At 65.0% G+C, this 20,055-nt stretch carries 18 protein-coding genes and 1 pseudogene; 13 read left to right on the forward strand and 6 right to left on the reverse strand.

Annotated elements, in window-relative coordinates:
• Positions 1-6 precede the first annotated feature (6 nt).
• The 5 genes from AC3FOF_RS26290 (at position 7) to AC3FOF_RS26310 (ending at position 4,514) form a co-directional block, all read left to right on the forward strand.
• Positions 7-726 carry an ABC transporter ATP-binding protein gene (locus AC3FOF_RS26290; protein ID WP_017225752.1) on the forward strand — a complete coding sequence of 240 codons (720 nt, stop codon included), beginning with the start codon at positions 7-9 and terminating at the stop codon, positions 724-726.
• On the forward strand, positions 723-1,427 hold the full coding sequence (locus tag AC3FOF_RS26295) for an ABC transporter ATP-binding protein (RefSeq protein ID WP_488728273.1): 705 nt from the start codon (positions 723-725) through the stop codon (positions 1,425-1,427). Before AC3FOF_RS26290 ends, AC3FOF_RS26295 begins: the two co-directional genes overlap by 4 nt.
• 92 nt (positions 1,428-1,519) lie before the next feature.
• Complete coding sequence (locus AC3FOF_RS26300) at positions 1,520-2,719, forward strand: ABC transporter substrate-binding protein (RefSeq protein WP_488728274.1); 1,200 nt, start codon at positions 1,520-1,522, stop codon at positions 2,717-2,719.
• Positions 2,720-2,748: 29 nt separating this feature from the next.
• The gene (locus AC3FOF_RS26305; protein ID WP_488728275.1) at positions 2,749-3,666 is read left to right on the forward strand and encodes an NAD-dependent epimerase/dehydratase family protein; all 918 of its coding nucleotides are present in this window, start codon (positions 2,749-2,751) and stop codon (positions 3,664-3,666) included.
• A 23-nt stretch (positions 3,667-3,689) separates the two neighbouring features.
• The gene (locus AC3FOF_RS26310) at positions 3,690-4,514 is read left to right on the forward strand and encodes an SDR family NAD(P)-dependent oxidoreductase (protein WP_488728276.1); all 825 of its coding nucleotides are present in this window, start codon (positions 3,690-3,692) and stop codon (positions 4,512-4,514) included.
• A gap of 71 nt (positions 4,515-4,585) precedes the next feature.
• Here AC3FOF_RS26310 and AC3FOF_RS26315 read toward each other — a convergent pair whose 3' ends face one another.
• The 4 genes from AC3FOF_RS26315 to AC3FOF_RS26330 all read right to left on the reverse strand — a co-directional run bounded on the left by AC3FOF_RS26315 (position 4,586) and on the right by AC3FOF_RS26330 (position 8,804).
• Positions 4,586-5,410: an IclR family transcriptional regulator gene (locus AC3FOF_RS26315; RefSeq protein ID WP_488728277.1), complete on the reverse strand. Its 825-nt coding sequence runs from the start codon at positions 5,408-5,410 to the stop codon at positions 4,586-4,588.
• Between the two features lie 137 nt (positions 5,411-5,547).
• Complete coding sequence (locus AC3FOF_RS26320; protein WP_276268678.1) at positions 5,548-6,174, reverse strand: NIPSNAP family protein; 627 nt, start codon at positions 6,172-6,174, stop codon at positions 5,548-5,550.
• 52 nt (positions 6,175-6,226) lie between these two features.
• On the reverse strand, positions 6,227-7,954 hold the full coding sequence (locus tag AC3FOF_RS26325) for an FAD-dependent oxidoreductase (RefSeq protein WP_488728278.1): 1,728 nt from the start codon (positions 7,952-7,954) through the stop codon (positions 6,227-6,229).
• A gap of 22 nt (positions 7,955-7,976) precedes the next feature.
• Positions 7,977-8,804, reverse strand: a complete 828-nt coding sequence (locus tag AC3FOF_RS26330) for an IclR family transcriptional regulator (RefSeq protein WP_276268680.1) — start codon at positions 8,802-8,804, stop codon at positions 7,977-7,979.
• 239 nt (positions 8,805-9,043) lie between these two features.
• Here AC3FOF_RS26330 and AC3FOF_RS26335 point away from each other — a divergent pair, with 239 nt between their 5' ends.
• The 8 genes and pseudogenes from AC3FOF_RS26335 (at position 9,044) to AC3FOF_RS26370 (ending at position 17,243) form a co-directional block, all read left to right on the forward strand.
• Positions 9,044-9,838 carry a shikimate dehydrogenase family protein gene (locus tag AC3FOF_RS26335; protein WP_276268681.1) on the forward strand — a complete coding sequence of 265 codons (795 nt, stop codon included), beginning with the start codon at positions 9,044-9,046 and terminating at the stop codon, positions 9,836-9,838.
• Position 9,839: 1 nt separating this feature from the next.
• The gene (locus AC3FOF_RS26340) at positions 9,840-11,663 is read left to right on the forward strand and encodes an FAD-dependent oxidoreductase (protein ID WP_488728279.1); all 1,824 of its coding nucleotides are present in this window, start codon (positions 9,840-9,842) and stop codon (positions 11,661-11,663) included.
• A gap of 99 nt (positions 11,664-11,762) precedes the next feature.
• The gene (locus AC3FOF_RS26345; protein ID WP_488728280.1) at positions 11,763-13,109 is read left to right on the forward strand and encodes an MFS transporter; all 1,347 of its coding nucleotides are present in this window, start codon (positions 11,763-11,765) and stop codon (positions 13,107-13,109) included.
• 146 nt (positions 13,110-13,255) lie between these two features.
• Entirely contained in the window at positions 13,256-14,314 is a 1,059-nt protein-coding gene (locus AC3FOF_RS26350) for a porin (protein WP_488728281.1), read from the forward strand.
• A gap of 114 nt (positions 14,315-14,428) precedes the next feature.
• Positions 14,429-14,656: a hypothetical protein gene (locus tag AC3FOF_RS26355; RefSeq protein ID WP_488728282.1), complete on the forward strand. Its 228-nt coding sequence runs from the start codon at positions 14,429-14,431 to the stop codon at positions 14,654-14,656.
• Between the two features lie 53 nt (positions 14,657-14,709).
• A pseudogene (locus AC3FOF_RS26360) lies at positions 14,710-14,823 on the forward strand (IS6 family transposase); the annotation flags it as partial.
• 424 nt (positions 14,824-15,247) lie between these two features.
• Entirely contained in the window at positions 15,248-16,336 is a 1,089-nt protein-coding gene (locus AC3FOF_RS26365) for a porin (protein WP_488728283.1), read from the forward strand.
• A gap of 196 nt (positions 16,337-16,532) precedes the next feature.
• Positions 16,533-17,243 (forward strand): nitroreductase, encoded by a 711-nt coding sequence (locus AC3FOF_RS26370; RefSeq protein ID WP_276266090.1) that lies wholly within the window; start codon positions 16,533-16,535, stop codon positions 17,241-17,243.
• 271 nt (positions 17,244-17,514) lie between these two features.
• Here the strand turns inward: AC3FOF_RS26370 and pobA are convergent, their stop codons facing one another.
• Together pobA and AC3FOF_RS26380 are read right to left on the reverse strand one after the other, a co-directional pair.
• Complete coding sequence (pobA, locus tag AC3FOF_RS26375) at positions 17,515-18,699, reverse strand: 4-hydroxybenzoate 3-monooxygenase (RefSeq protein ID WP_488728284.1); 1,185 nt, start codon at positions 18,697-18,699, stop codon at positions 17,515-17,517.
• Positions 18,700-18,766: 67 nt separating this feature from the next.
• Positions 18,767-19,921: an acyl-CoA dehydrogenase family protein gene (locus AC3FOF_RS26380; protein ID WP_017226102.1), complete on the reverse strand. Its 1,155-nt coding sequence runs from the start codon at positions 19,919-19,921 to the stop codon at positions 18,767-18,769.
• Positions 19,922-20,055 lie beyond the last annotated feature (134 nt).

Here is a 20,055-nt window from a genome sequence, read left to right on the forward strand (position 1 = left end):
ACTTCGATGAACGATTTCGTATTGCAGGCGGAAGACGTGGCCATCCACTATGGCGGCGTCAAGGCGGTGGACGGCGTGTCCCTCACGCTTCGCCGCGGCCAGATCCGCGGCCTGATCGGCCCCAACGGCGCCGGCAAGTCCACGGTGATCGACGCCATCACCGGGCGCCGCCGCCTCACGCGCGGCAAGGTGTACCTCAACGGGCAGGACGTGACCGCGCTCGGCCCGACCCAGCGCCGCATGACCGGTTTGTCGCGCAGCTTCCAGCGCACCAGCATCTTTGGCCAGATGCCGGTGCGCAGGCAGGTGGAGCTGGCCTCGCACAAGATGGGCGTGGCGGATTCCGGCGCCGACGCCGACGCCGTGCTCAGGGAGCTCGACCTGCTGCCGCTGGCAGCCGTCACGGCGGAAGACCTGGGCTATGGCGAGCAGCGCCGGCTGGACCTGGCGCTGGCGCTGGTTGGCCGCCCCAGCGTGCTGCTGCTGGACGAGCCCATGGCGGGCCTGTCGGTCAAGGAATCGCTGGACCTGGCCAAGCACCTCAAGGCGCTGACCACGCGCTGGGAAGTCTCGGTGCTGCTGGTCGAGCACGACATGGACGTGGTGTTCGGCATCTCCGATGCCGTGACCGTGTTCGAACTGGGCCGCGTGATCGCCGACGGAGAACCGGCCGCCGTGCGCGCCAATCCGCGCGTGCGCGAAGCCTACCTCGGGAGTGCCGCATGACCGCCCTGCTCAACCTGGAAAACGTCAACGCCTTCTATGGTACGGCGCATATCCTGCACGACCTCAACCTCACCGTTGCCGCCGGCGAGCGTGTGGCGCTGGTCGGCCGCAACGGCGTGGGCAAGACCACGGTGGTCAACACCATCCTGGGGCTGGCCTCGCTGCGCGGCGGGCAGATCCACCTGGGCACGCACCGCCTGGCGCGGCCGCGCCCCTACGCGCCCGCCCAGCACGGCGTGGTGGTGGTGCCGCAGGGCCGGCGCATCGTGGCCAACCTGACCGTCGAGGAGAACCTGCACCTGGGCGCCGCCGCGGGCCGCAAAGGCCCATGGACGGTGCCGGAAATCTACCAGCTCTTTCCCATCCTGCAGGAGCGGGCGCACACGCCGGGCACAGCGCTCTCGGGCGGGCAGCAACAGATGCTGGCGGTCGGCCGCGCGCTGATGGCAAACCCCTCTCTGATCCTGCTCGACGAGCCCACCGAAGGCCTGGCGCCGGTCATCGTCGACCAGCTCGCCAGCATCTTCACCAGGGTCGCCGACCAGGGCACCGCGCTGCTGCTGATCGAGCAGAACATGAGCCTGGTGGTGCGCGTGGCGCAGCGGTACTGCGCCATGGCAAAGGGCGCGGTCGTGGCCGAAGGCGCGGTGGAAAACTCCAGGACCGGGCTGGAACGCCTCGAAGCCCACGTCATGGTCTGAGGCCGAAGCACGCCAAGGCAAGCCAAAGCCCGGGCCTCCATGTTCAACGGCCGCCGGACCGCTTCCGGCCCAGAAAATCAGGAGACAAAAGCATGTTCAAGATAAAACCCCTGCAGCGCACGCTGACCTCGCTTTCGGTCCTGGCCGTCCTAGCGGCGCTACCCCTGGCCGCCCTGGCCCAAGGCAAGGACCCGGTCAAGGTCGGCCTGGTCACGTCCAGGTCCGGCGTCTTCGCCCAGCAAGGCGAGGAAGTGCTGCGCGCGGTGCAGTTCGCGATCGATGAAGCCAACGCCGCCGGCGGCGTGGACGGCCGCAAGGTCGAGGTGCAGATCGCCGACGACGAAGGCACGCCGGACGCCGGGCGCCGCGTGGCGGAGAAGCTCGCGCGCGACGGCTACAACCTGCTGATCGGTGCGATTCCCTCTTCCATCTCCCTGGCGATCGCCCCCAACCTGGAGCGCTGGGACGCCGCCTACTTCAGCGTGGCCAGCAAGTCCGACAAGCTCACCGGCGATACCTGCAAGGCGCGCAGCTTCCGCACCAACCATTCGGACGCGATGGACATCGCCATGATCGGCCAATGGACCAGGGACCTCAAGGAGAAGTCCTTCGCTATCCTGGCCGCCGACTATGTGTGGGGCCGCGACTCGGGCGAATCCTTCAAGAAGGCCGCCGAGGCAGTGGGCAAGAGCGTGCCGCTGTCGCTCTACGTGCCGATGGGCACCAAGGATTTCTCGCCCTATATCGCCCAGCTCAAGGCCGCCAGCGTGGAGGCGATCTGGGTGGCTGAGGTAGGCCGCGATGCCATTGCCTTCGTCAAGCAGGCGCAGGAATTCGGGCTAATCCCGGCCAAGAAGCTGATCGGCCATGCGCTGATCCAGAACTTCATGATCCAGGCCTCCGGCGACGCGCTGAAGGACACCCTCGGCACCACCACCTACACGCCGGATATTGACACGCCGCGCAACAAGGCGTTCACCGCGGCATGGAAGACGAGGTTCAACCGCCTGCCCACCGACAACGAGGGCCAGGCCTACAACGGCGCGCAGGTGATCTTCGCGGGCGTGCGCAAGGCGGGCAGCACGAAACCCGCCGAGGTGAGCCGGGCCTTGCGCGGCGCGCAGATCGATACTGTTTATGGCAGCGTCACCATGCGGGCGCAGGACAACCAGCTCGTGCTGCCCAACTTCGTGGCACGCGCCAAGACCATGGATGGCGTGCTGCGCCCCGTGATCGAGAAGCGCTTCGAGCCGTCGCTGACCCCTGCCGCATCGCCGCTTTGCAAGATGTGAGATCCCGCCCTGGCCTTGGAGAATCATCGATGAAGCGTGTACTGATCACCGGGGGCAGCGGCTTCCTCGGCGCCTGGATCATCCGCCGCCTGACAGCCCGCGGCACGGACGTGCGGGTATTCGACATCCATGCCAACCGCGGCACGGTGGCGGACATCGCGGGGCCCGTTGCGCACGGGCTGGAATGGCAGGTTGGCGATATCCGCGATGCTAACGCCGTGCGCCTGGCCATGCAGGGCTGTGACGGCGTGATCCACCTGGCCGGCGTGCTCACGCCCGATTGCAGCGCCGACCCGGTGCGCGGCGCGCAAATCAACCTGATGGGTTCGCTCAACGTCTTCGAGGGCGCGCACGCGCATGGCATCGGCCAGGTGGTCTATGCGAGCTCGGCGGGTGTCTATGGTCCGCATGACGCGCGGCATCCGCAGCCCGCCACCCACTACGGCGCCTTCAAGCTCGCGGTGGAGGGCGCGGCGCGCGCCTACTGGCACGAACGCCATATTGCCAGCATCGGGTTTCGGCCCTTCGTCGTATACGGGCCCGGGCGGGAAACCGGCGTCAGTGCCGGCCCCAGTATCGCCTGCCGCGCGGCCGCGCGCGGCGAGGCATGCACCATCGGCTATACCGGTGCCTCCGGCCTGATCTACGTGGACGATGTGGCGCAGGCGTTCGAGCAGGCCCTGCTCATACCGGCGCAGGGCGCCAGCGTGTACAACCTGGTGGGCCAAACGACCACGATGGACGAAGTCATGGCCGAGATCCGGCGCCAGATACCCGGCGCACAACTGAAGGCAGAAGGGCCGCCGCTCACCATCGCGCCCGGCATCACCGAGGACGGGCTGGATGCGCTGCTGCCGGTGCGCCTGCGAACGGGCTTGGCGCAAGGCATTGCGGCCACGCTCGACCACTACCGGAAGCAAGACCGTCCCGACCATCCATCAACCTGACACAGGACGACGCGATCCACATCATGAACACTGCATCTCCGAGACATGCCCTCGTCACCGGCGCTACCGGCGGCATCGGCCGTGCCATCTGCTTTGCGCTGATCGAGCAGGCCCGCCGCGATGGCGCGCCCATTCACCTCAGCGCCGCCGCCTCGCGGCCCGGCGAGCGCCTGGAGCGCCTGGTGGAGGAAATACGTGCCGCCGGCGCCGCGGCCAGCGGCGTCTCCGGCGACATCACCGATCCCGCGCAATGTGCGTCCCTGGTGGCCCAGGCACATGCCCGGGGCGGCGACCTGACGGCCCTGGTGTGCAACGCGGGGGCGTCCGGGCCTGGGCGCCTGGCCGACCTGCCGGTAGCGCAGTGGGACCTCACCTTTAACCTCAACACCCGTTCGGCCTGGCTGCTGGCCCAGGCGGCGCGCGAGCAGCTGGCGCGCACGCGCGGCAGCATCACGGCGGTGGCGTCGATGTCGGGGCAAACCCCGCACCCGGGCTATGGCGCCTATTCGGCAGCCAAGGCGGCGCTCATCATGCTGTGCCGCCACCTTGCGCAGGAATGGGCGGCCGATGGCATTCGCGTCAATACCGTCTGCCCTGGCATGGTTCGCACCCCGTTGACCGAAGCGGTGTACCAGGACGACGCCACGCTCCGGCAACGCGAGGCGCTGGTACCACTGGGCCGCGTCGGCAGGCCGGAGGACGTCGGCGCCGCAGTGGCCTACCTGGCGAGTGCTGGCGCATCCTACGTGACGGGACACAACCTCGTGGTGGACGGCGGCATCTCGGATCACATGCTATCGATGATTCCGGGCCGGCCGGGAAAGCCAGCCGTGATGGAAGCGCTTTGAGCCAGCCATGGCGGGGACCGGGTTATCCCGGCACCTGAGAACGGGCGGCGCGATGGAAACCGCGTCGCCAGTCAGGCCGCGTAGATAGGCTTGAGACCGTGGCCGTCGGGCTTCGACGCCCGTTTGCTGAAGAAGGCCGATGCACCGCTGGCAGCCGCCAGCTGCGCCGCCATGGAGAGCAGGTCAGGCCCCAGCGACAGCATGCGCGCCTCGGCAAAGCGCACGGTCGGGCCGGCAATGGTGACGACGCCCAGCGGCGCCTGGCCAGCCAGCTGCACCGGCGCGGCCATGGCGTTCAGCCCCGCGGTGAAGGTCTCCCGTGTCACCGAAAAGCCGCGCTCGCGCGCGGCGTGTACGGCTTCCAGCATCGCCTGCATCGAATCCGGCGCGCCGGGACCGTAGTCCGCGGGCATACCCAGCCCTTGCTGCGCGACCAGCGCCAGGGCCGCGTCGTCGCTCATGGTCGACAGCCAGGCCAGCCCGGAGGCGGAGCAGCTCAGGCGGGCGTCCTCGCCCATGTCAGGATCGTAGCGCAGGCCCTGGCGGGCACCTTGCGCGCGCGCCACCCAGGTGAGCCGGTTGCCATCGATCACGCTCAGGCGCACCAGTTCGCCCGAGATCTCTGCCAGGCGATCCAGCAGGGGCTGGGCGATGTCCACGATCCCGGTCTTGCTCAGGTAAGTCAGCCCCATCGACACGAGCTTGGTGGTCAGCATGTACTCGCCCTTGTCCCGCGTCTGGCGCACGTAGTCGCAGCGCATCAGATCGCTCAGCAACCGGTGCGCCCCGCTCCGCGGAATCTCGAGCTGGTCGGCGATGGTCGCCAGTTCCAGTCCCTCGCTATGCCGGGCCAGCAGTTCCAGAATGCCCAAAGTGCGTTCGAGAACACCATTCATGTCAAAAAAGCTCCAGTGATGAGGATGTCGGAGCTAAAGCATGCGCGATCTTTGAACCATAGTCAAAAAAGCAATGAAATTCTATTGTTGAATTTCATTCCAATCCATGCCTAGACCCTGGACCATGGTGCCCATCCTTATTTGAGCGGCGACACCGCCGTCGGCATCGCGATGGTGGAGCTCATCTGTGGGGTAAGCCACGCCGGGCCGCCCTTGGGCGGCCAGATGCCCTGGGCCACGGCATCGGCCCGGACCTTGCTGCGGGCATCGAGCGTGGGGTAAGCCCAGATGTTGGTGAATCTCAACGGACCGTCGATGGCCACCATCGCGGTCACGCAGGGAGAGAGCTTCTCGCGAGCCGGCACGTATTCCTCCCACAGATCGATGGTGGGCTGCACGCCACCCGGCTTGATGCCATAGGTGCGGATCTCGTAGACCGGCCCGGCGATGCCGGATTGGCTGCTGGGACGCACGGGCTTCATCCAGGGGAACCCCTTGTAGCTATGCTGCTCCAGGCTCAGCGCCACGGTGCCGCAGCCGAAGGGGTTGTCGCTTTTCTGGGTACGCTCGCGTTCCGCGGAAAGCAAGGACAGTTCGGCGAAGCCGCGCAGGACGATCATCTGGTTCAGGGTACCGATATCCGTGAACCAGCAGCCGAGCAGTTCACCGCCGGCGTCGGGAGCGGCCGTGAAAGCCTCGACGGCCGTAGCAGCCTGGGCGGCAGTGCCAAAAGGCAGGGTCAGGGTGGCGAGTTCGTAGTACATGGGTGTCGGGTCTCCAAACGATAGGTTTCGGTTGCGGGGAAAAACTGACTGGTCAGGCAACGCATGCCGGATCCCGCCCGGCCGCGTGACAGGCGGCGACGAAGCCGAATGTCATGGCGGGTCCCAGCGTGATGCCGCCGCTCGGATAGTTGCCGCCCATCATGCTGGACATGTCGTTGCCGCCGGCATACAGGCCGGGGATTGGTTGCTGCCGCTCATCCAGGACCTGCGCGCTGGCATTCGTCACCAGGCCGGCGAAGGTGCCCAGGCTGCCGGCGACGATCCGGACGGCGTAGAAAGGGCCGTGCTCGATGGGCGCCATGCAGGGGTTGAGCCCGTCCAGGCTCGGGTCGCCCTGCACACGGTTGTAGGGCGTCTCGCCTTTGCCGAAGTCCGGGTCGGCTCCCGAGCGCGCTTGCCGGTTGTAGCGCTGCACGGTGCGCTGCAGTGCATCGGCATCGATTCCGCATGCCTGCGCGAGCGCTGCCAGGCTGTGTCCACGCTTGAGATAGCCGGAGCGTAGCGAGGCTCGCATCGGCATGGGCGCGGGCTTGACGGCGCCCATCCCGTAGCGGCGGATAAAGCGGTGGTCGCAAATCAGCCAGGCTTCTGCGGGCTGCCCCGCCGGCGTGGCCTTGAACAGGCCACGCATGAAATCGTGATAAGAGTCGGCTTCGTTGGTGAAACGCCGGCCATTGCGGACCACGGCGATCAGGCCCGGCTTGGCGCGCTCGATCAGGTGGGGAAAATGCGCCACCGTGCCGTCCCGGCGCGGCACCAGCGACACCGGCGCCAATGCCGCGGCCGATTCAAGATCCCTTGCGATCGTTCCCCCGGCGCTTTCGCCAAGCGTGAGTCCATCGCCCGTGTTGCCACGCGATGCCGCCGACCAGTGCGCCTCGCCCGTGGGCGCATGCGGCAACAGCTCACGCTTGCGCTTCACGTCATGGGGAAAGCCGCCACAAGCCAGCACGACACCGCGCGCGGCATGAATCTCGGCCTCCCCCTGCGGCGTGCTCACCACGGCGCCGACCACCCTGCCATCCTGCCTGAGCAGCCGGCGAGCGGGGCACGACACGCGCAACTCGACGCCGGCTTCGAATGCCGATGCCGCCAGCCGGGCAACCAGCGCGTTGCCATTGACCAGCCGCATGCCACGTCCGTGCACAAGCAGATCGCGCCAATAGCGTACGACGCGCCCGGCGACATAGCAGAATGATTTCGCGGAACGGCTTGCATTGAGGAAATGCCGCAATTCCGTTCCCGCGATGCCCATGCCCCACAGCGTGGTTTCCGCCAGCGGGGGCTTGAGCTGTTCGATCCGCCCACCAAGCCGCCGGGCATCGAAGGGCGCCGCGCAAACGGAGCGCCCGCCGATAGCGGCGCCGGGCGTGTTGCCGTGAAAGTCTGGCACGGCATTGCCGTCGATAAACTCCAGCGCGGTATGCCTGCGGAAGAATTCCACCATGCGTGGGCCGTTCTCGAGAAAGGCGCGAGCGCGGCCTTCATCGAACTGCGGGCCGAGCTCGTGCCGCAGATAGGCCAGCGGCTGGTCCAGGTCCTCCATGATGTTCGCGGCAACAGCCAGGGGATTGCGGGGAATCCACATCCAGCCGCCAGACCAGGCGGTCGTGCCGCCGTAGACCGGCTCCTTTTCGACCACCAGCACCTTGAGGCCAAGCTTGGCCGCCACCACGGCGACGGACAAGCCGCCAGCACCGGAGCCGATGACCAGCAGATCGCAATGGGAAGGGAGAGGCGCAGCGGATGCAGGGGTCATGGTGGAGGACAGCGAGGACGGGTCAGTCCGCATAGATAGGTTTGAGCCCATTGCGGCTGGCGGGCTTGCGCAGGTGCTGGTTGAAGAAGGCAGAGGCACCACTGGCTGCCGCCAGCTGCGCGGCGCTCGACACCAGCGCAGGCCCCAGGGCCTGCATGCGCGCCTCGGTAAAGCGCACTGTCGGGCCCGCGATGCTGATGACCCCCATGGGAGCCTGGCCTTCCAGCCGCACGGGCGCGGCGATGGCGTTAAGCCCTGGCGTAAAGGTTTCCTGGGTCACGGCGAATCCGCGCTCATTGGCAGCATGCACCATCTCCAGCATGGCCTGCATCGACGACGGTGCGTTGGGGCCATATGCTGGCGGCATGCCCAGGCCTTGCTGCGCAGCCAGCGCGAGTGCTTCGTCGTCACCCATCGTCGACATCCACGCCAGTCCCGAGGCAGAGCAGCTCAGGCGGGCGTCCTCTCCCATGTCCGGGTCGTAGCGAAGGCCCTGGCGTGCCCCTTGGGCACGCGCCACCCAGGTCAGCCGCTTGCCGTCGATCACGCTTAGGCGCACCAGTTCGCCCGTGGACTCCGCCAGGCGGTCCAGCAACGGCTGGGCAATATCGATGATGCCGGTCTCGCTCAAATAGGTCAGGCCCATGGAAACCAGCTTCGTCGTGAGGATGTACTCGCCCTTGTCCCGGGTCTGCCGGACATATTCGCAGCGGATCAGGTCGCCCAGGAGGCGGTGCGCGGCGCTGCGCGGCATGCCGATCTGGTCAGCAATCGCCGCCAACTCCTGGCCATCGCCATGCCGGGCCAGCAGTTCGAGTATGCCTAATGTGCGCTCAAGGACACCGTTCATCGTTAAAGGCTCCGGCCCCACGTGTTGGCGCGCATCGGATGCCCGGGCCACCTGGTCTCCAGTGGCCGGCTTGCATCCCGAAGTGTCGCTCTATTCATTTCTGTCTCTGCTTAATCGTTGAGTCGAACTATAGTCCACACATGAACTATGTTCAATACTTGAATTGCATTCCATTATTGTCTAGGATTCGACCAGCACAAAGCTTGACCAACAAACAGACATCAGGAAGAGACAGCACCATGACCGAGACACTGAACGGCGCCACACGGGTTCATTTCATCGTCGGCGACCCGATCGCCCAGGTGAAATCGCCTGCGGGCGTGACGCAGGCTTACCAGGAGCGGGGCCACAACGCGATGGTGATGCCCGCGCACGTGGCCCCCGCCGATCTATCAGCGTGGCTGGCAGGCACATCGCTGGCAAAGAACGTGGACGGTCTGATCGTCACGGTGCCGCATAAATTCGCTTGCTTCGACCTTTGCGCCACTGCATCGGACCGCGCCACGTTTCTTCACACCGTCAACGTGATGCGGCGCAATGCGGACGGCAGCTGGCACGGCGACATGTTCGACGGGCAGGGCTTTGTCCAGGCCATGCGCGACAACGGTTGCGAACCCGCCGGCAAGACCGCGCTGCTGGTTGGGGCCGGCGGCGCCGGCTCGGCCATCGCGCACGCACTGGTGACGGCTGGGGTGAGCAAGCTCGCCATCCACGACGAAGACGAGGTGCGCCGGTCAACGCTGATCGACCGGCTGGCAGGCATGGACCTGGCGACCATCGAGCACGGCAGCACCGACCCGGCTGGCTTCGATATCGCGCTCAATGCCACGCCGGCAGGCATGAAAGACAGCGACCCCAGCCCGGTTGCGCTCGACAGGCTCGAGGCAAGCACATTCGTTGGCTGCGTGATCACGGTGCCGGCGGTGACCCCGCTGATCGCCGCGGCACGCGCCAAAGGCTGCGCCACGATGACCGGCGCCGACATGTTCGGCCGTGTGCGTGACCTGATGGTCGACTTCCTCGTGGGTACCTGAGATGACCGCGCCAATCCACACCCGACTGTCCGCGCTGGTGGAAAACGAAAGCTTTGACGTGGTGGTCATCGGCGCCGGCGGCGCCGGCATGTCCGCCGCCTTGTTCGCGGCCATCGATGGCGCGCGCGTGCTGCTGGTCGAGCGCACGGCGTACCTGGGCGGCACGACCGCCTACTCCGCCGGCACCACGTGGATTCCGATGACGGAGAAAGGGCTGGCGGTAGCGCCCGACGACACCGTTGAAAAAGCATCGGGCTTCCTCGACCGTGCGGTCGGTGAGCGATCGTCCCGGGTATTGCGCACGGCCTTTCTTGAAAACGGCCACCATGCGGTCTCGCTGCTGGAAAGGCACACCCATGTGCAATACCAGGTGCGCCAGTTCCACCCGGACTACCTGTCCGAACTGGAGGGCTCGGTGCACCGCGGCCGCGCGATCGAGCCCATCCCGTTCGACGGCCGCAAGCTCGGGCCGCTGTTCAAGCTGGTCCGGCCGCCGATTCCGGAGTTCACGGTACTGGGCGGCATGATGGTGGACCGGGACGATATCCAGCACCTGCTAAACCTGAGTCGCTCCTGGCGATCCTTCAAATATTCCGCGCGCATCATCCTGCGCCACCTGGCGGACCGTCTGGGTCACTCGCGCGGCACTCGCCTGGTGATGGGCAATGCCCTGGTCGCCCGTCTGCTCCACTCCCTTGCCGAGCGCGGCGTATCCATCGTCACCGATACCGACGTGGCTGCCCTGCGGCAGGACGCCCGGGGCGTCCATGGCGTGGTGCTGACGCAGGACGGCGTCCAGCGGACCATTCATGCGAAGGGCGGCGTGGTGCTCGCCAGCGGCGGCTTCAACCGGCACCCGCAAAAACGGGCCGCCCTGTTGCCCGGCGCCGACGCGCAATGGTGCCCCGGCGCACCCGGCCATACCGGCGCGGCGCAGGACCTCGCCCTGGCCGCCGGGGCACGCTATGGCGAGGGTAGCCTCAGCCATGCCTTCTGGGCGCCCGTTTCGGTGCGCCGGCGCGCTGACGGCAGCACGGCGGTGTTTCCGCACTTCATCATGGATCGCGGCAAGCCGGGCATGATCACGGTCAACCAGCAAGGCCGACGCTTTCTCAACGAGTCGACGTCCTATCACCTGTTCGGCATCGCCATGCAGGAGGCAAACGCAAGCAGCCCGAGCGTACCCGCGTGGCTGGTCTGCGACGCGCCCGCGCTCAAGCGCTACGGGCTTGGCATGATCCGCCCGGGCGGCAAAGGCCTGGGCCGTTTCCTCAAGGACGGCTACCTGACACAAGCGGCGTCCCTTGCCGAACTGGCCACCCGGCTCGGGATGCAGCCGGAGGTTCTACAGCAGACCGTTGCGGCGTTTAACGACGACGCGGCAGCCGGCGTGGACCGCGCCTTCCGGCGCGGCAGCACGGACTATCAGCGCGCCAACGGCGACGCCAGCCAGGGCGGCCTCAATCCCTGCCTCGGCCCGCTCGCGACAGGTCCGTTCTATGCCATCCGCCTCTACCCTGGCGACATCGGCGCGGCAACCGGCCTGCTGACCGATGCCGACGCACGCACGCTCGACGCCGCCGGGAAGCCCATTCCAGGCCTGTACGCCTGCGGCAACGATATGCACTCCATCATGGGCGGCGCCTATCCCGGCCCCGGCATCACCATCGGCCCGGGCCTGACCTTTGCCTATCTCGCCGCCCGGCATGCTGTTTCACGCGCTCATGGCGCATCGGGCGATGAGCCGCGCGACCCCACTCCGGCTCCCGGCAACCCCACCGCACTCTCACGCAATCCGAGCAACATGCATGACTGCCTCCGATAGAGCGGACGCGCCAGACCTCGACTGACCGGTGGCGACAAGACTGCCGGCTTCCACCTCCCCAAACCGGAACGCGGCATCGCCGCCTTCAGGAGACAACCCATGATCCATTCCCGCCTCGCCTCGCATGCGACTGGCGCGCCTGCCAACACCTTCGGCCAAAAGCTGCGCAATGCCTTCGCCGTAGGCAGGGTCCGCTGGGGCATGCTGGCCCTGGTGTTCTTCGCCACCACGCTCAACTACATCGACCGCGCCGCGCTGGGCGTGTTGCAGCCGGTGCTGGCCAAGGCCATGAACTGGACCGCCCAGGACTACGCCAACATCAATTTCTGGTTCCAGGTCGGCTACGCCGTCGGCTTTGCCGCGCAGGGCCGCCTGATCGACAAGGTGGGCGTAAAGCGCGCCTTCCTGCTGGCGGTGCTGCTGTGGAGCGTCGCGGCCGGCGCGCACGGGCTCGCGGTCTCGGCCGCCGGCTTCATGGTCTGCCGCTTCTTCCTCGGCCTGACCGAAGCCGCCAACTACCCCGCCTGCGTCAAGACCACGCGGCTGTGGTTCCCGGCCGGCGAGCGCGCCATGGCCACCGGCATCTTCAACGCCGGCACCAATGTCGGCGCCATGGTGGCACCGGTGATGCTGCCGCTGATCCTCGTTGCATGGGGCTGGCAAGCCGCGTTCTACTGCATCGGCGCGCTCGGCTTGCTCTGGGTGATCTTCTGGGTACGCAACTACCACGATCCCGAGCAGCATCCGCGGGTCAGCCAGGGCGAGCTGCGCTATGTGCAGCAAGGCGTGGAACCGGCGCCGCAGAAGGTGCCGTACTCGCGCATCCTGCGCATGCGCGGCACCTGGGCCTTCGCCCTCGCCTACACCATCACCGCGCCGGTGTTCTGGTTCTACCTTTACTGGCTGCCGCCCTTCCTCAACCAGCAATACAACCTCGGCATCAGCGTGACGCAGATGGGCATTCCGCTGATCGTGATCTACCTGATGGCGGACGTGGGCAGCATTGGCGGCGGCGCGCTGTCGTCGCTGCTGATCGGCCGCGGCATGGCCGCAGTGAAGGCACGACTGCTGTCGATGCTGGTCTTTGCCATCTGCATCACCACGATCGTGCTCGCCGCCGGCGCCAGCAGCCTGTGGATGGCAGTGGCCGCCATCTCGATCGCGATCGCCGCGCACCAGGCCTGGACCGCCAATATCTGGAGCATGGTGATGGACTACACGCCCAAGGAAGTGGTCAGCTCCGTGTTCGGCTTCGGCGGCATGATCGGCGCCATCGGCGGCATGTTCATGACGCAGCTCGTCGGCTACGTCCTGACCAGGACCCATGACAACTACTCGGTGCTGTTCAGCATGATCCCGTGCGCCTACTTCATCGCACTGGCCTGGCTGTACTTCATGGCACCGCGCTCGGCCGCAGCAGCTGGCGCGAGCCCGAGCCAGGCATAAGCAACGCCCGGCACGCCGGCCGGGCCCCCTCGCACGAATCCCGCTGAGCCGGCGGGATTCATGATCCCGGTGAATGCCGGCACCGGCACAGAGCTGCTTCAAACAGCCCGTGCAAATGGCAACAACAAAAGAGGACGGAGATTTCCATGAAGAAAATGCTAGTGCCGCTCGCGGCGCTGGGCGCACTCGCTCAGCCTGCGTTTGCGCAATCCAATGTCACCCTGTACGGGCTGATCGACACCACCATCCGCTTCACCACCCATGCCAATGCCGCCGGCAACAACAAGTGGGAGATGACCGATGGCGAACTCACCGGCAGCCGCTGGGGCCTGCGTGGCACCGAAGACCTCGGCAACAGCCTGAAGGCCTTCTACATCCTCGAATCGGGCTTCAGTCCAGATAGCGGCGCCAGCCTGCAAGGCGGCCGCCTGTTCGGTCGCACCGCCGTGATCGGCCTCGACGGCGACTTCGGCAAGCTCGCGCTGGGCCGCCAATACACCCTCGCGCATGAGATCCTGTCCTCCTACGAGGCCATGGCTTTCGCCAACAACTCCATCGTCGGCTACCAGGGCGGCAACTACACCGGCCTGCGCTACGACAACACCATCAAGTACATCAAGTCCTTCGGCGGACTGCAGGCCGCCGCCGCCTATACCTTCGGCGAGGTCGCCGGAAATTTCACCGCCAGCAACGCCACCGCCGGCTCGCTGGTCTACAGCACCGGTCCGATCGAAGTCGGCGCCGTCTACCAGGTCACGCATGACGTTTCCTCCGCCTTCTTCGGCGCCGTGCCGGCAGCGCAGGCCAGCAAGCAGACCGTGTGGGGGCTGGGCGGCACCTGGAAAACGGCCCGCGCACAGTATTACCTCGGCTACACCAACAACCGCCTCGATGTCGCCGACTACCGCAACAACGTGGGTTATGTCGGCACCCGCGTGAACATCACCGATGCGCTCAGCCTGATCGGCACCGTACAGTACGACTGGCTCAAGCACGCCGGCCAGGGCGGCAAGCGCCTGACCACCGCCGCCATGCTCGACTACAACTTCAGCAAGCGCACCGATGTGTATGTGGCAGTGGATTACACGCAATTGCGCGGTGCCTGGATCGCGCTGAACGGTTCGCCCAACTTCAACAACAGCGGCAATATGTTCGGCAACACCACGCGCCTCGGTGCCATGGCAGGCATACGTCATAAATTCTAAAACAGATAAGCTGGGCGCACGCAGGGCTGCGCCCAGCGAAGACGCGACGCATGCGAGCTGTGGCAAGTGAGCGGGCGGCATGCTATGCGGCCTGCAGGTAGTACAGTAAAACCTTTGACAACGACCGACCACGCGGATGAGCTGGTCGACCAGCTCCGTCAAGCCCACGGCCTGAAGCTGTCGCAGCAGTTCTTGCGACTCGCCAATGTACAAGCCCAACCCGGATGCCGGCGCACCATCGGCTGCGCGCTCGATCACTCCGACTGTGATCACCTCGGCGGGCTGTACACCCTTCCCTTCAACGCATGCTTGGATCGAGATGCGCATGGGAAGCTGCGGTAGTCTGAGTAGACAATAGACCCCACGGTTTCCCCCCCTGCTTTTGGCCACTCCCCATCAACGTCGAACGGGAAACCCCAATCGTCTCTCGCCAGGTCAAGTACCTGAACAACGTCGCCGAGCAGGACCATCGGGCAATCAAGCGCATCAAGCGGCCCATGCCTGGATTCGTCCTGGTGTTTGAGTTCGATTGACCCGCATGGGCGGTCACCGCGGTATTCAGCGTGCCCAGTTGGATTCGGGTGCAACACATTGGTCCGCCTTCAGACTGTCAGGCACCACACTCGACACTGCGGCCACGGTTGCCATGGTTCCAATCCTCGTGCAGGCACCCGAACTCCTTGGCGCAAGACCCCTTTTCTACTTCGCACCAGCAAGTCGGCTGTGAGCAACACTCACCGCGCCCATTTGACGGCAGAACTCATCGTCGTGTAAATTCTATAATTCATTGGTTCAACCAACGACAAAATCTAGGTTGATTCGAATGCAACTCCTGTTGGCTGTCTTCGCCCGGAGGCAAGCGGGCGCCAGTGCGGTCTATGGGAGACACAAAAAACGAAATGGGATCGACTATTCCCAATTGGAGGAGATGCAATGAAGTCCAGAGTATGCATTGCGGCCGTTGGCGGGCTGTTCTCGATGGCTGCCCACGCGCAATCGAGCGTGACGCTCTATGGTGTCGTTGACGTGGGTGTGGAATATGCCAATCACCAGGCGGGCGGCGGGCACGACGTCGTTCGGGAAACCGCAGGCAATATTTCCGGTTCGCGATGGGGCCTCCGGGGCTCGGAAGATCTCGGTGCCGGCCTCAAAGGCGTCTTTGTTCTGGAAAGCGGCTTTGATCCGGACACCGGAAAATCGGGCCAGGGCAACCGGCTGTTCGGCCGGATGGCATATGTGGGCTTGCAGGGGGGATGGGGCAGCATTCTGCTAGGGCGGCAGCAAAACCTGCTGTTCGACTTTATCGCCAATTTCGACCCCATGGTTTTGGCCCCAAGGTACTCCATCTTCACCCAGGATCTCGGGTTCGTCGGGCGTGCGGACAATACGGTCAAGTATGTGGGCACGTTCGGCGGATTGAACGCGGCGGCCATGTACAGCTTCGGCGCGGATAGTGGGATTGCGGAGGGTAGCGAAGTTCCCGGCAACCCCAAGCTGGGACGGGAATATGGCATCCGCCTGGATTACTCGACGGGCCCGTTCAGCTTCGGTGGTGTCTATGACGAGATCAATACCGGCACCTTGACCGTCAATCCCAATGCAAAGACCCGGCGCGCGACATTTGCCGCAACCTACGCCACTGGCACGGTCGCGACCTACGCCGGCTACCGATGGGCGAAGGCATATGATGGCGCGTTGCTTCCCGGCGCAGTACCTGGCGCCGCGAATCAGGGTTCCAATCTTTGGTGGCTAGGCCTGAGATGGCAGGCAACGCCGGCAATTTCCCTGGCGGGCGCCGCCTACTATCAGGATTTCAAGAATACGAATGCGGATCCATGGCTGTTTGTTGGCTTTGCCAACTATGCCTTCTCAAAGCGTACCGATGTGTATCTTTCGGTAGGCTATACGAAGAACAGAGGTACGTCTGCCCTCGGCCTGGGCGCCGGCGCCGCAGGCTTTGGGAATACCGATCCGGGCATGAACCAATTCGGTACGACGATCGGCTTTCGCCACAAATTCTGAGCACTTTTCAATGTCGTGAGACTTCGCAGGATCGGCACCGAAGTCTCATAGGTTCATACGCGGCGCTCGACCGGATGGAGCGCTCGTGAATCTCCCTTCATGGTGCAAGGGTTCGTGGCACTGTGTTGCACACAGTGCCACGTTTTTTTCCGGACGCCCAAGTGTAGAGCGGTTGGCCATAATGAGGAGGGTACCGATGTCATCGGATTCACGCCTGGAGAACGCGGTCCAGGAAGGAGATTTCAGCTCGCTTGAGCGCCTGCACGCAGGCCGCTTCAGCTGCCGGGCATTCTTGCCGCACCAGGTGCCGCGCGAAACGATTGAGCGAATCCTTCGCCTGGCACAACGAGCGGCATCCTGGTGTAATTCTCAACCCTGGAAGATGGTCATTGCGAGTGGCGTTGCCGCGGACCGGTTCCGTGAGGCGATGCTTGATGGGGTGGCGCGGGAGCCTGCTGCTCCGGATTTTCCGTGGCCACGCGAGTACCAGGGGATATACCAGGAGCGCAGGCGGGAATGCGGGCTGGCCTTATATGCGAGCGTAGGAGTTGCAAAAGGCGACAGGGAAGCCTCATCCAGACAGGCAGCAGAGAATTTCCGGCTGTTCGGCGCTCCACACGTAGCCATTGTCACGACGGATGAGGCGCTCGGCGTCTACGGCGCGATCGACTGCGGCGGCTATGTCAACAACTTCATGCTTGCTGCCCATGGCCTTGGCGTCGCCTGCGTGGCGCAGGCCGCGTTGGCATCCCGGCCGGCCTTGGTCCGTCGTCACTTTGGTCTGTCGGCGGACCGGTTGATCGTCTGCGGGGTCTCATTTGGCTTCCCAGACCACGCACATGCGGCAAATGGCTTCCGTACCACGCGAGCGGAATTGCCGGACGTCGCCAGCTGGGTGGACGAGTAGCTGCGGTGGCAATCCCCCTCCTCCGGGACGAAGCTGGCACACCATGGATCGCGCGTGCCTGGCTGATCGAGTGGACCTGTCTCGTTCTACGCAACACGCACTGTGTGAATCCGTGCCGCTTGATCACAATGCCACGATGGCCGATGCGCGTCGTATACGTCACGCCCGCAGCCCGGCTGGCGCGGCGATTACGCTGAACGCGATGCGTGCCGGCCATGCCGTTTAGCCGGCGCACCGCGGCTAAACGGTAGACGCCGGCTACCATGGCGGCTTACTCGACCGGCTCGTAGGGCAACCCGACGTAATTCTCGGCAATGCTCTTCAGCCCGGCCTCCGAGCTTGTGAAGTAGTCGTAGTCGGTCCGCTGCATGCGCTTGTCGAATGGCTCGTTCTCCGGAAATTCATGCAGCAAGTTGGTCATGAACCAGGAAAAGCGCTCGGCTTTCCAGACGCGCCGCAGCGCGATATCCGAGTACTTGTCGAGCAGGTCTGTCCGGCCTTTCTGATAGACCAGCCGCAGGATGCGGTAGAGCGTACTGACATCGCTGGCCGCAAGGTTCAGGCCCTTTGCGCCGGTCGGGGGGACGATGTGCGCGGCATCGCCGACAAGGAACAGTTTTCCATACTGCATGGGCTCGACCACATAGCTGCGCAGCGGCGCGATGCTCTTCTCCATCGACGGGCCGGTCACAAGCTTGTCGGCCACCGCTTCCGGCAGGCGCCGCTTCAACTCTTCCCAGAAACGTTCGTCGGACCAATCCTCGACTCGCTCCGTCAATGGCACTTGCAGATAGTAGCGGCTGCGTGTGTGGGAACGCTGGCTGCAAAGCGCGAAGCCTCGGTCGTGATGCGCATAGATCAGTTCGTGACTGACCGGCGGCGTGTCGGATAGCAGGCCCAGCCAGCCGAAGGGGTAGACGCGCTCGTAGTGCTTCTGAACCTCCGCCGGGATGGTCTGCCGCGAGACACCGTGGAAGCCGTCGCAGCCGGCGATGTAATCGCAGTCCAGGCGGGCCGTTTCGCCGTCCGGCTCGAACGTGACATAAGGCTGCTCGTCCTTCACGCCATGGGGGCGGACGTTGGCAGCCTGATAGATCGTGGTGGCGCCGGCTGCCCTGCGGGCTTCCATCAGGTCGCGAGTCACTTCTGTCTGCCCGTAGACCAGTACTGTGCTGCCACCAGTCAGCGTCTTGAGGTCCACGCGGTCGCGTCGTCCCCCATACGTCAGCTCGATGCCTTCATGCACGAGCCCTTCCGCGTCCATGCGTTCGCTCACGCCGGCCTCGCGCATCAGGTCGACGGTACCTTGCTCCAGTACGCCGGCGCGGATGCGGCCAAGCACGTACTCGGGCGCCTGGCGTTCCAGGATGATGTTGTCGATGCCCGCGCGGGTCAGCAACTGCCCTAGCAGCAGGCCCGATGGCCCGGCGCCGATGATCGCGACCTGTGTCTTCATCTTGATTCCTCCTCAATGCCCCGTGACGTCGCCTGCCGCAGGCGGGCAGTTCCGCCACGCGCTGTCATCACAGATCCATGAGCTTGGCCAGCACGTTGCGCTGAATCTCATTGCTGCCGCCCCCGATGGGCCCCACGCGCGAGTCACGGAAGAACATCTGCATGTCGTATTCCATCGAATAGCCTGCACCACCGAGAACCTGCAGGCCGATGTCAGCGCACTTGAAGTTGTTATCGGTGGCGACGATCTTGGCGATGGAGGTTTCCTGCAAGGCGGGATGGCCTCCGTCGAGCAGTTCCGCGACACGATAGGTAGCCTGGCGTGCCGTCTCCGACATGATGAGCATGTCGGCAAGCTTGTGCTGGATGACCTGGAACTTCGAGATCGGCTGGCCGAACTGGATTCTGTCCTTGGCGTAATCGCGCGCGTACTCTGTGATCTTGAAGCAATGACCGGACGAAATTGCCGCAAGCGCCAGGCGCTCGAGGCCCAGGCACTTCATGATGTTCTTCCATGCCATGCCTTCGCCGCCGATCAGGTTGCTGGCAGGCACATGGACATTATCGAAGAACACCTCATTGGCATGCGAGGTCCGCCGGCCTAGCATCGACAAGGGCTTGATGGTCACCCCCGGAGCCTTGGCGTCGACCAGCAACGTGCTGATGCCCTGGTGGCGATCTGCCCCGGTGTCGGTCTTGGTGATCACGACGAGGTAGTCCGCAACGTGGGCACAGGTGATCCAGACCTTGTTGCCATTGAGTACGAACTCATCACCTTCGCGGCGGGCGCTGGTCTTGATGCCGGCCACGTCCGAGCCGGTGCCCGGCTCGGACATGGCCAGCGCCAGCTTGGTCCTGCCAGCGATGATGCCAGGCACGATAGCCTGCTGAAGTTCCGGCGAACCGAACTTGGCGATATGCATGCCGGCATAGATTGCCGTGGTGGTCACGGCCTGGGCAATGCCGGTGTAGTAGTAGCCGAGCGTCTCCAGGAACACGGCGATGTCCTTGAAACTGCCGCCCATGCCCCCGAGCGATTCGGGATAAAAAATCCCAAGATAGCCTGCTTCGGCCAGCGCATTGAAGGCTTCGTGCGGGAACTCACGCGCTTCGTCCATTTTGCGGATCTTGTCCCATGGAAGGTGGCGCGAAAGCAGGTCGAGCACGCCTTCGCGCATCATGCGCTGCTCGTCCGACAATCCGGCAATATTCATCAACGTCATTGCATACTCCAGAAGGTTGAAGCTGGGTCAGGTGACTTCGCCAGGACCGGGGTACCGGCGCAGGCTCCAGCCGTGGTTGTCATCAGTACCGCCTGCACGACAACGTCGTGCAGGCGGCATTCGGTGCCGGCGGC

It is taken from the genome of Cupriavidus sp. 96C5-1 (assembly GCF_057798855.1).

Coding starts and splice junctions, on each gene's coding strand:
- AC3FOF_RS26320 (WP_276268678.1), bottom strand. CDS start 6,174: ATGTACTACGAACTCGCCACCCTGACCCTGCCTTTTGGCACTGCCGCC.
- AC3FOF_RS26345 (WP_488728280.1), top strand. CDS start 11,763: ATGATCCATTCCCGCCTCGCCTCGCATGCGACTGGCGCGCCTGCCAAC.
- AC3FOF_RS26365 (WP_488728283.1), top strand. CDS start 15,248: ATGAAGTCCAGAGTATGCATTGCGGCCGTTGGCGGGCTGTTCTCGATG.
- AC3FOF_RS26305 (WP_488728275.1), top strand. CDS start 2,749: ATGAAGCGTGTACTGATCACCGGGGGCAGCGGCTTCCTCGGCGCCTGG.
- AC3FOF_RS26380 (WP_017226102.1), bottom strand. CDS start 19,921: ATGACGTTGATGAATATTGCCGGATTGTCGGACGAGCAGCGCATGATG.
- AC3FOF_RS26315 (WP_488728277.1), bottom strand. CDS start 5,410: ATGAATGGTGTTCTCGAACGCACTTTGGGCATTCTGGAACTGCTGGCC.
- AC3FOF_RS26300 (WP_488728274.1), top strand. CDS start 1,520: ATGTTCAAGATAAAACCCCTGCAGCGCACGCTGACCTCGCTTTCGGTC.
- pobA (WP_488728284.1), bottom strand. CDS start 18,699: ATGAAGACACAGGTCGCGATCATCGGCGCCGGGCCATCGGGCCTGCTG.
- AC3FOF_RS26325 (WP_488728278.1), bottom strand. CDS start 7,954: ATGACCCCTGCATCCGCTGCGCCTCTCCCTTCCCATTGCGATCTGCTG.
- AC3FOF_RS26330 (WP_276268680.1), bottom strand. CDS start 8,804: ATGAACGGTGTCCTTGAGCGCACATTAGGCATACTCGAACTGCTGGCC.
- AC3FOF_RS26370 (WP_276266090.1), top strand. CDS start 16,533: ATGTCATCGGATTCACGCCTGGAGAACGCGGTCCAGGAAGGAGATTTC.
- AC3FOF_RS26350 (WP_488728281.1), top strand. CDS start 13,256: ATGAAGAAAATGCTAGTGCCGCTCGCGGCGCTGGGCGCACTCGCTCAG.
- AC3FOF_RS26340 (WP_488728279.1), top strand. CDS start 9,840: ATGACCGCGCCAATCCACACCCGACTGTCCGCGCTGGTGGAAAACGAA.
- AC3FOF_RS26290 (WP_017225752.1), top strand. CDS start 7: ATGAACGATTTCGTATTGCAGGCGGAAGACGTGGCCATCCACTATGGC.
- AC3FOF_RS26310 (WP_488728276.1), top strand. CDS start 3,690: ATGAACACTGCATCTCCGAGACATGCCCTCGTCACCGGCGCTACCGGC.
- AC3FOF_RS26295 (WP_488728273.1), top strand. CDS start 723: ATGACCGCCCTGCTCAACCTGGAAAACGTCAACGCCTTCTATGGTACG.
- AC3FOF_RS26335 (WP_276268681.1), top strand. CDS start 9,044: ATGACCGAGACACTGAACGGCGCCACACGGGTTCATTTCATCGTCGGC.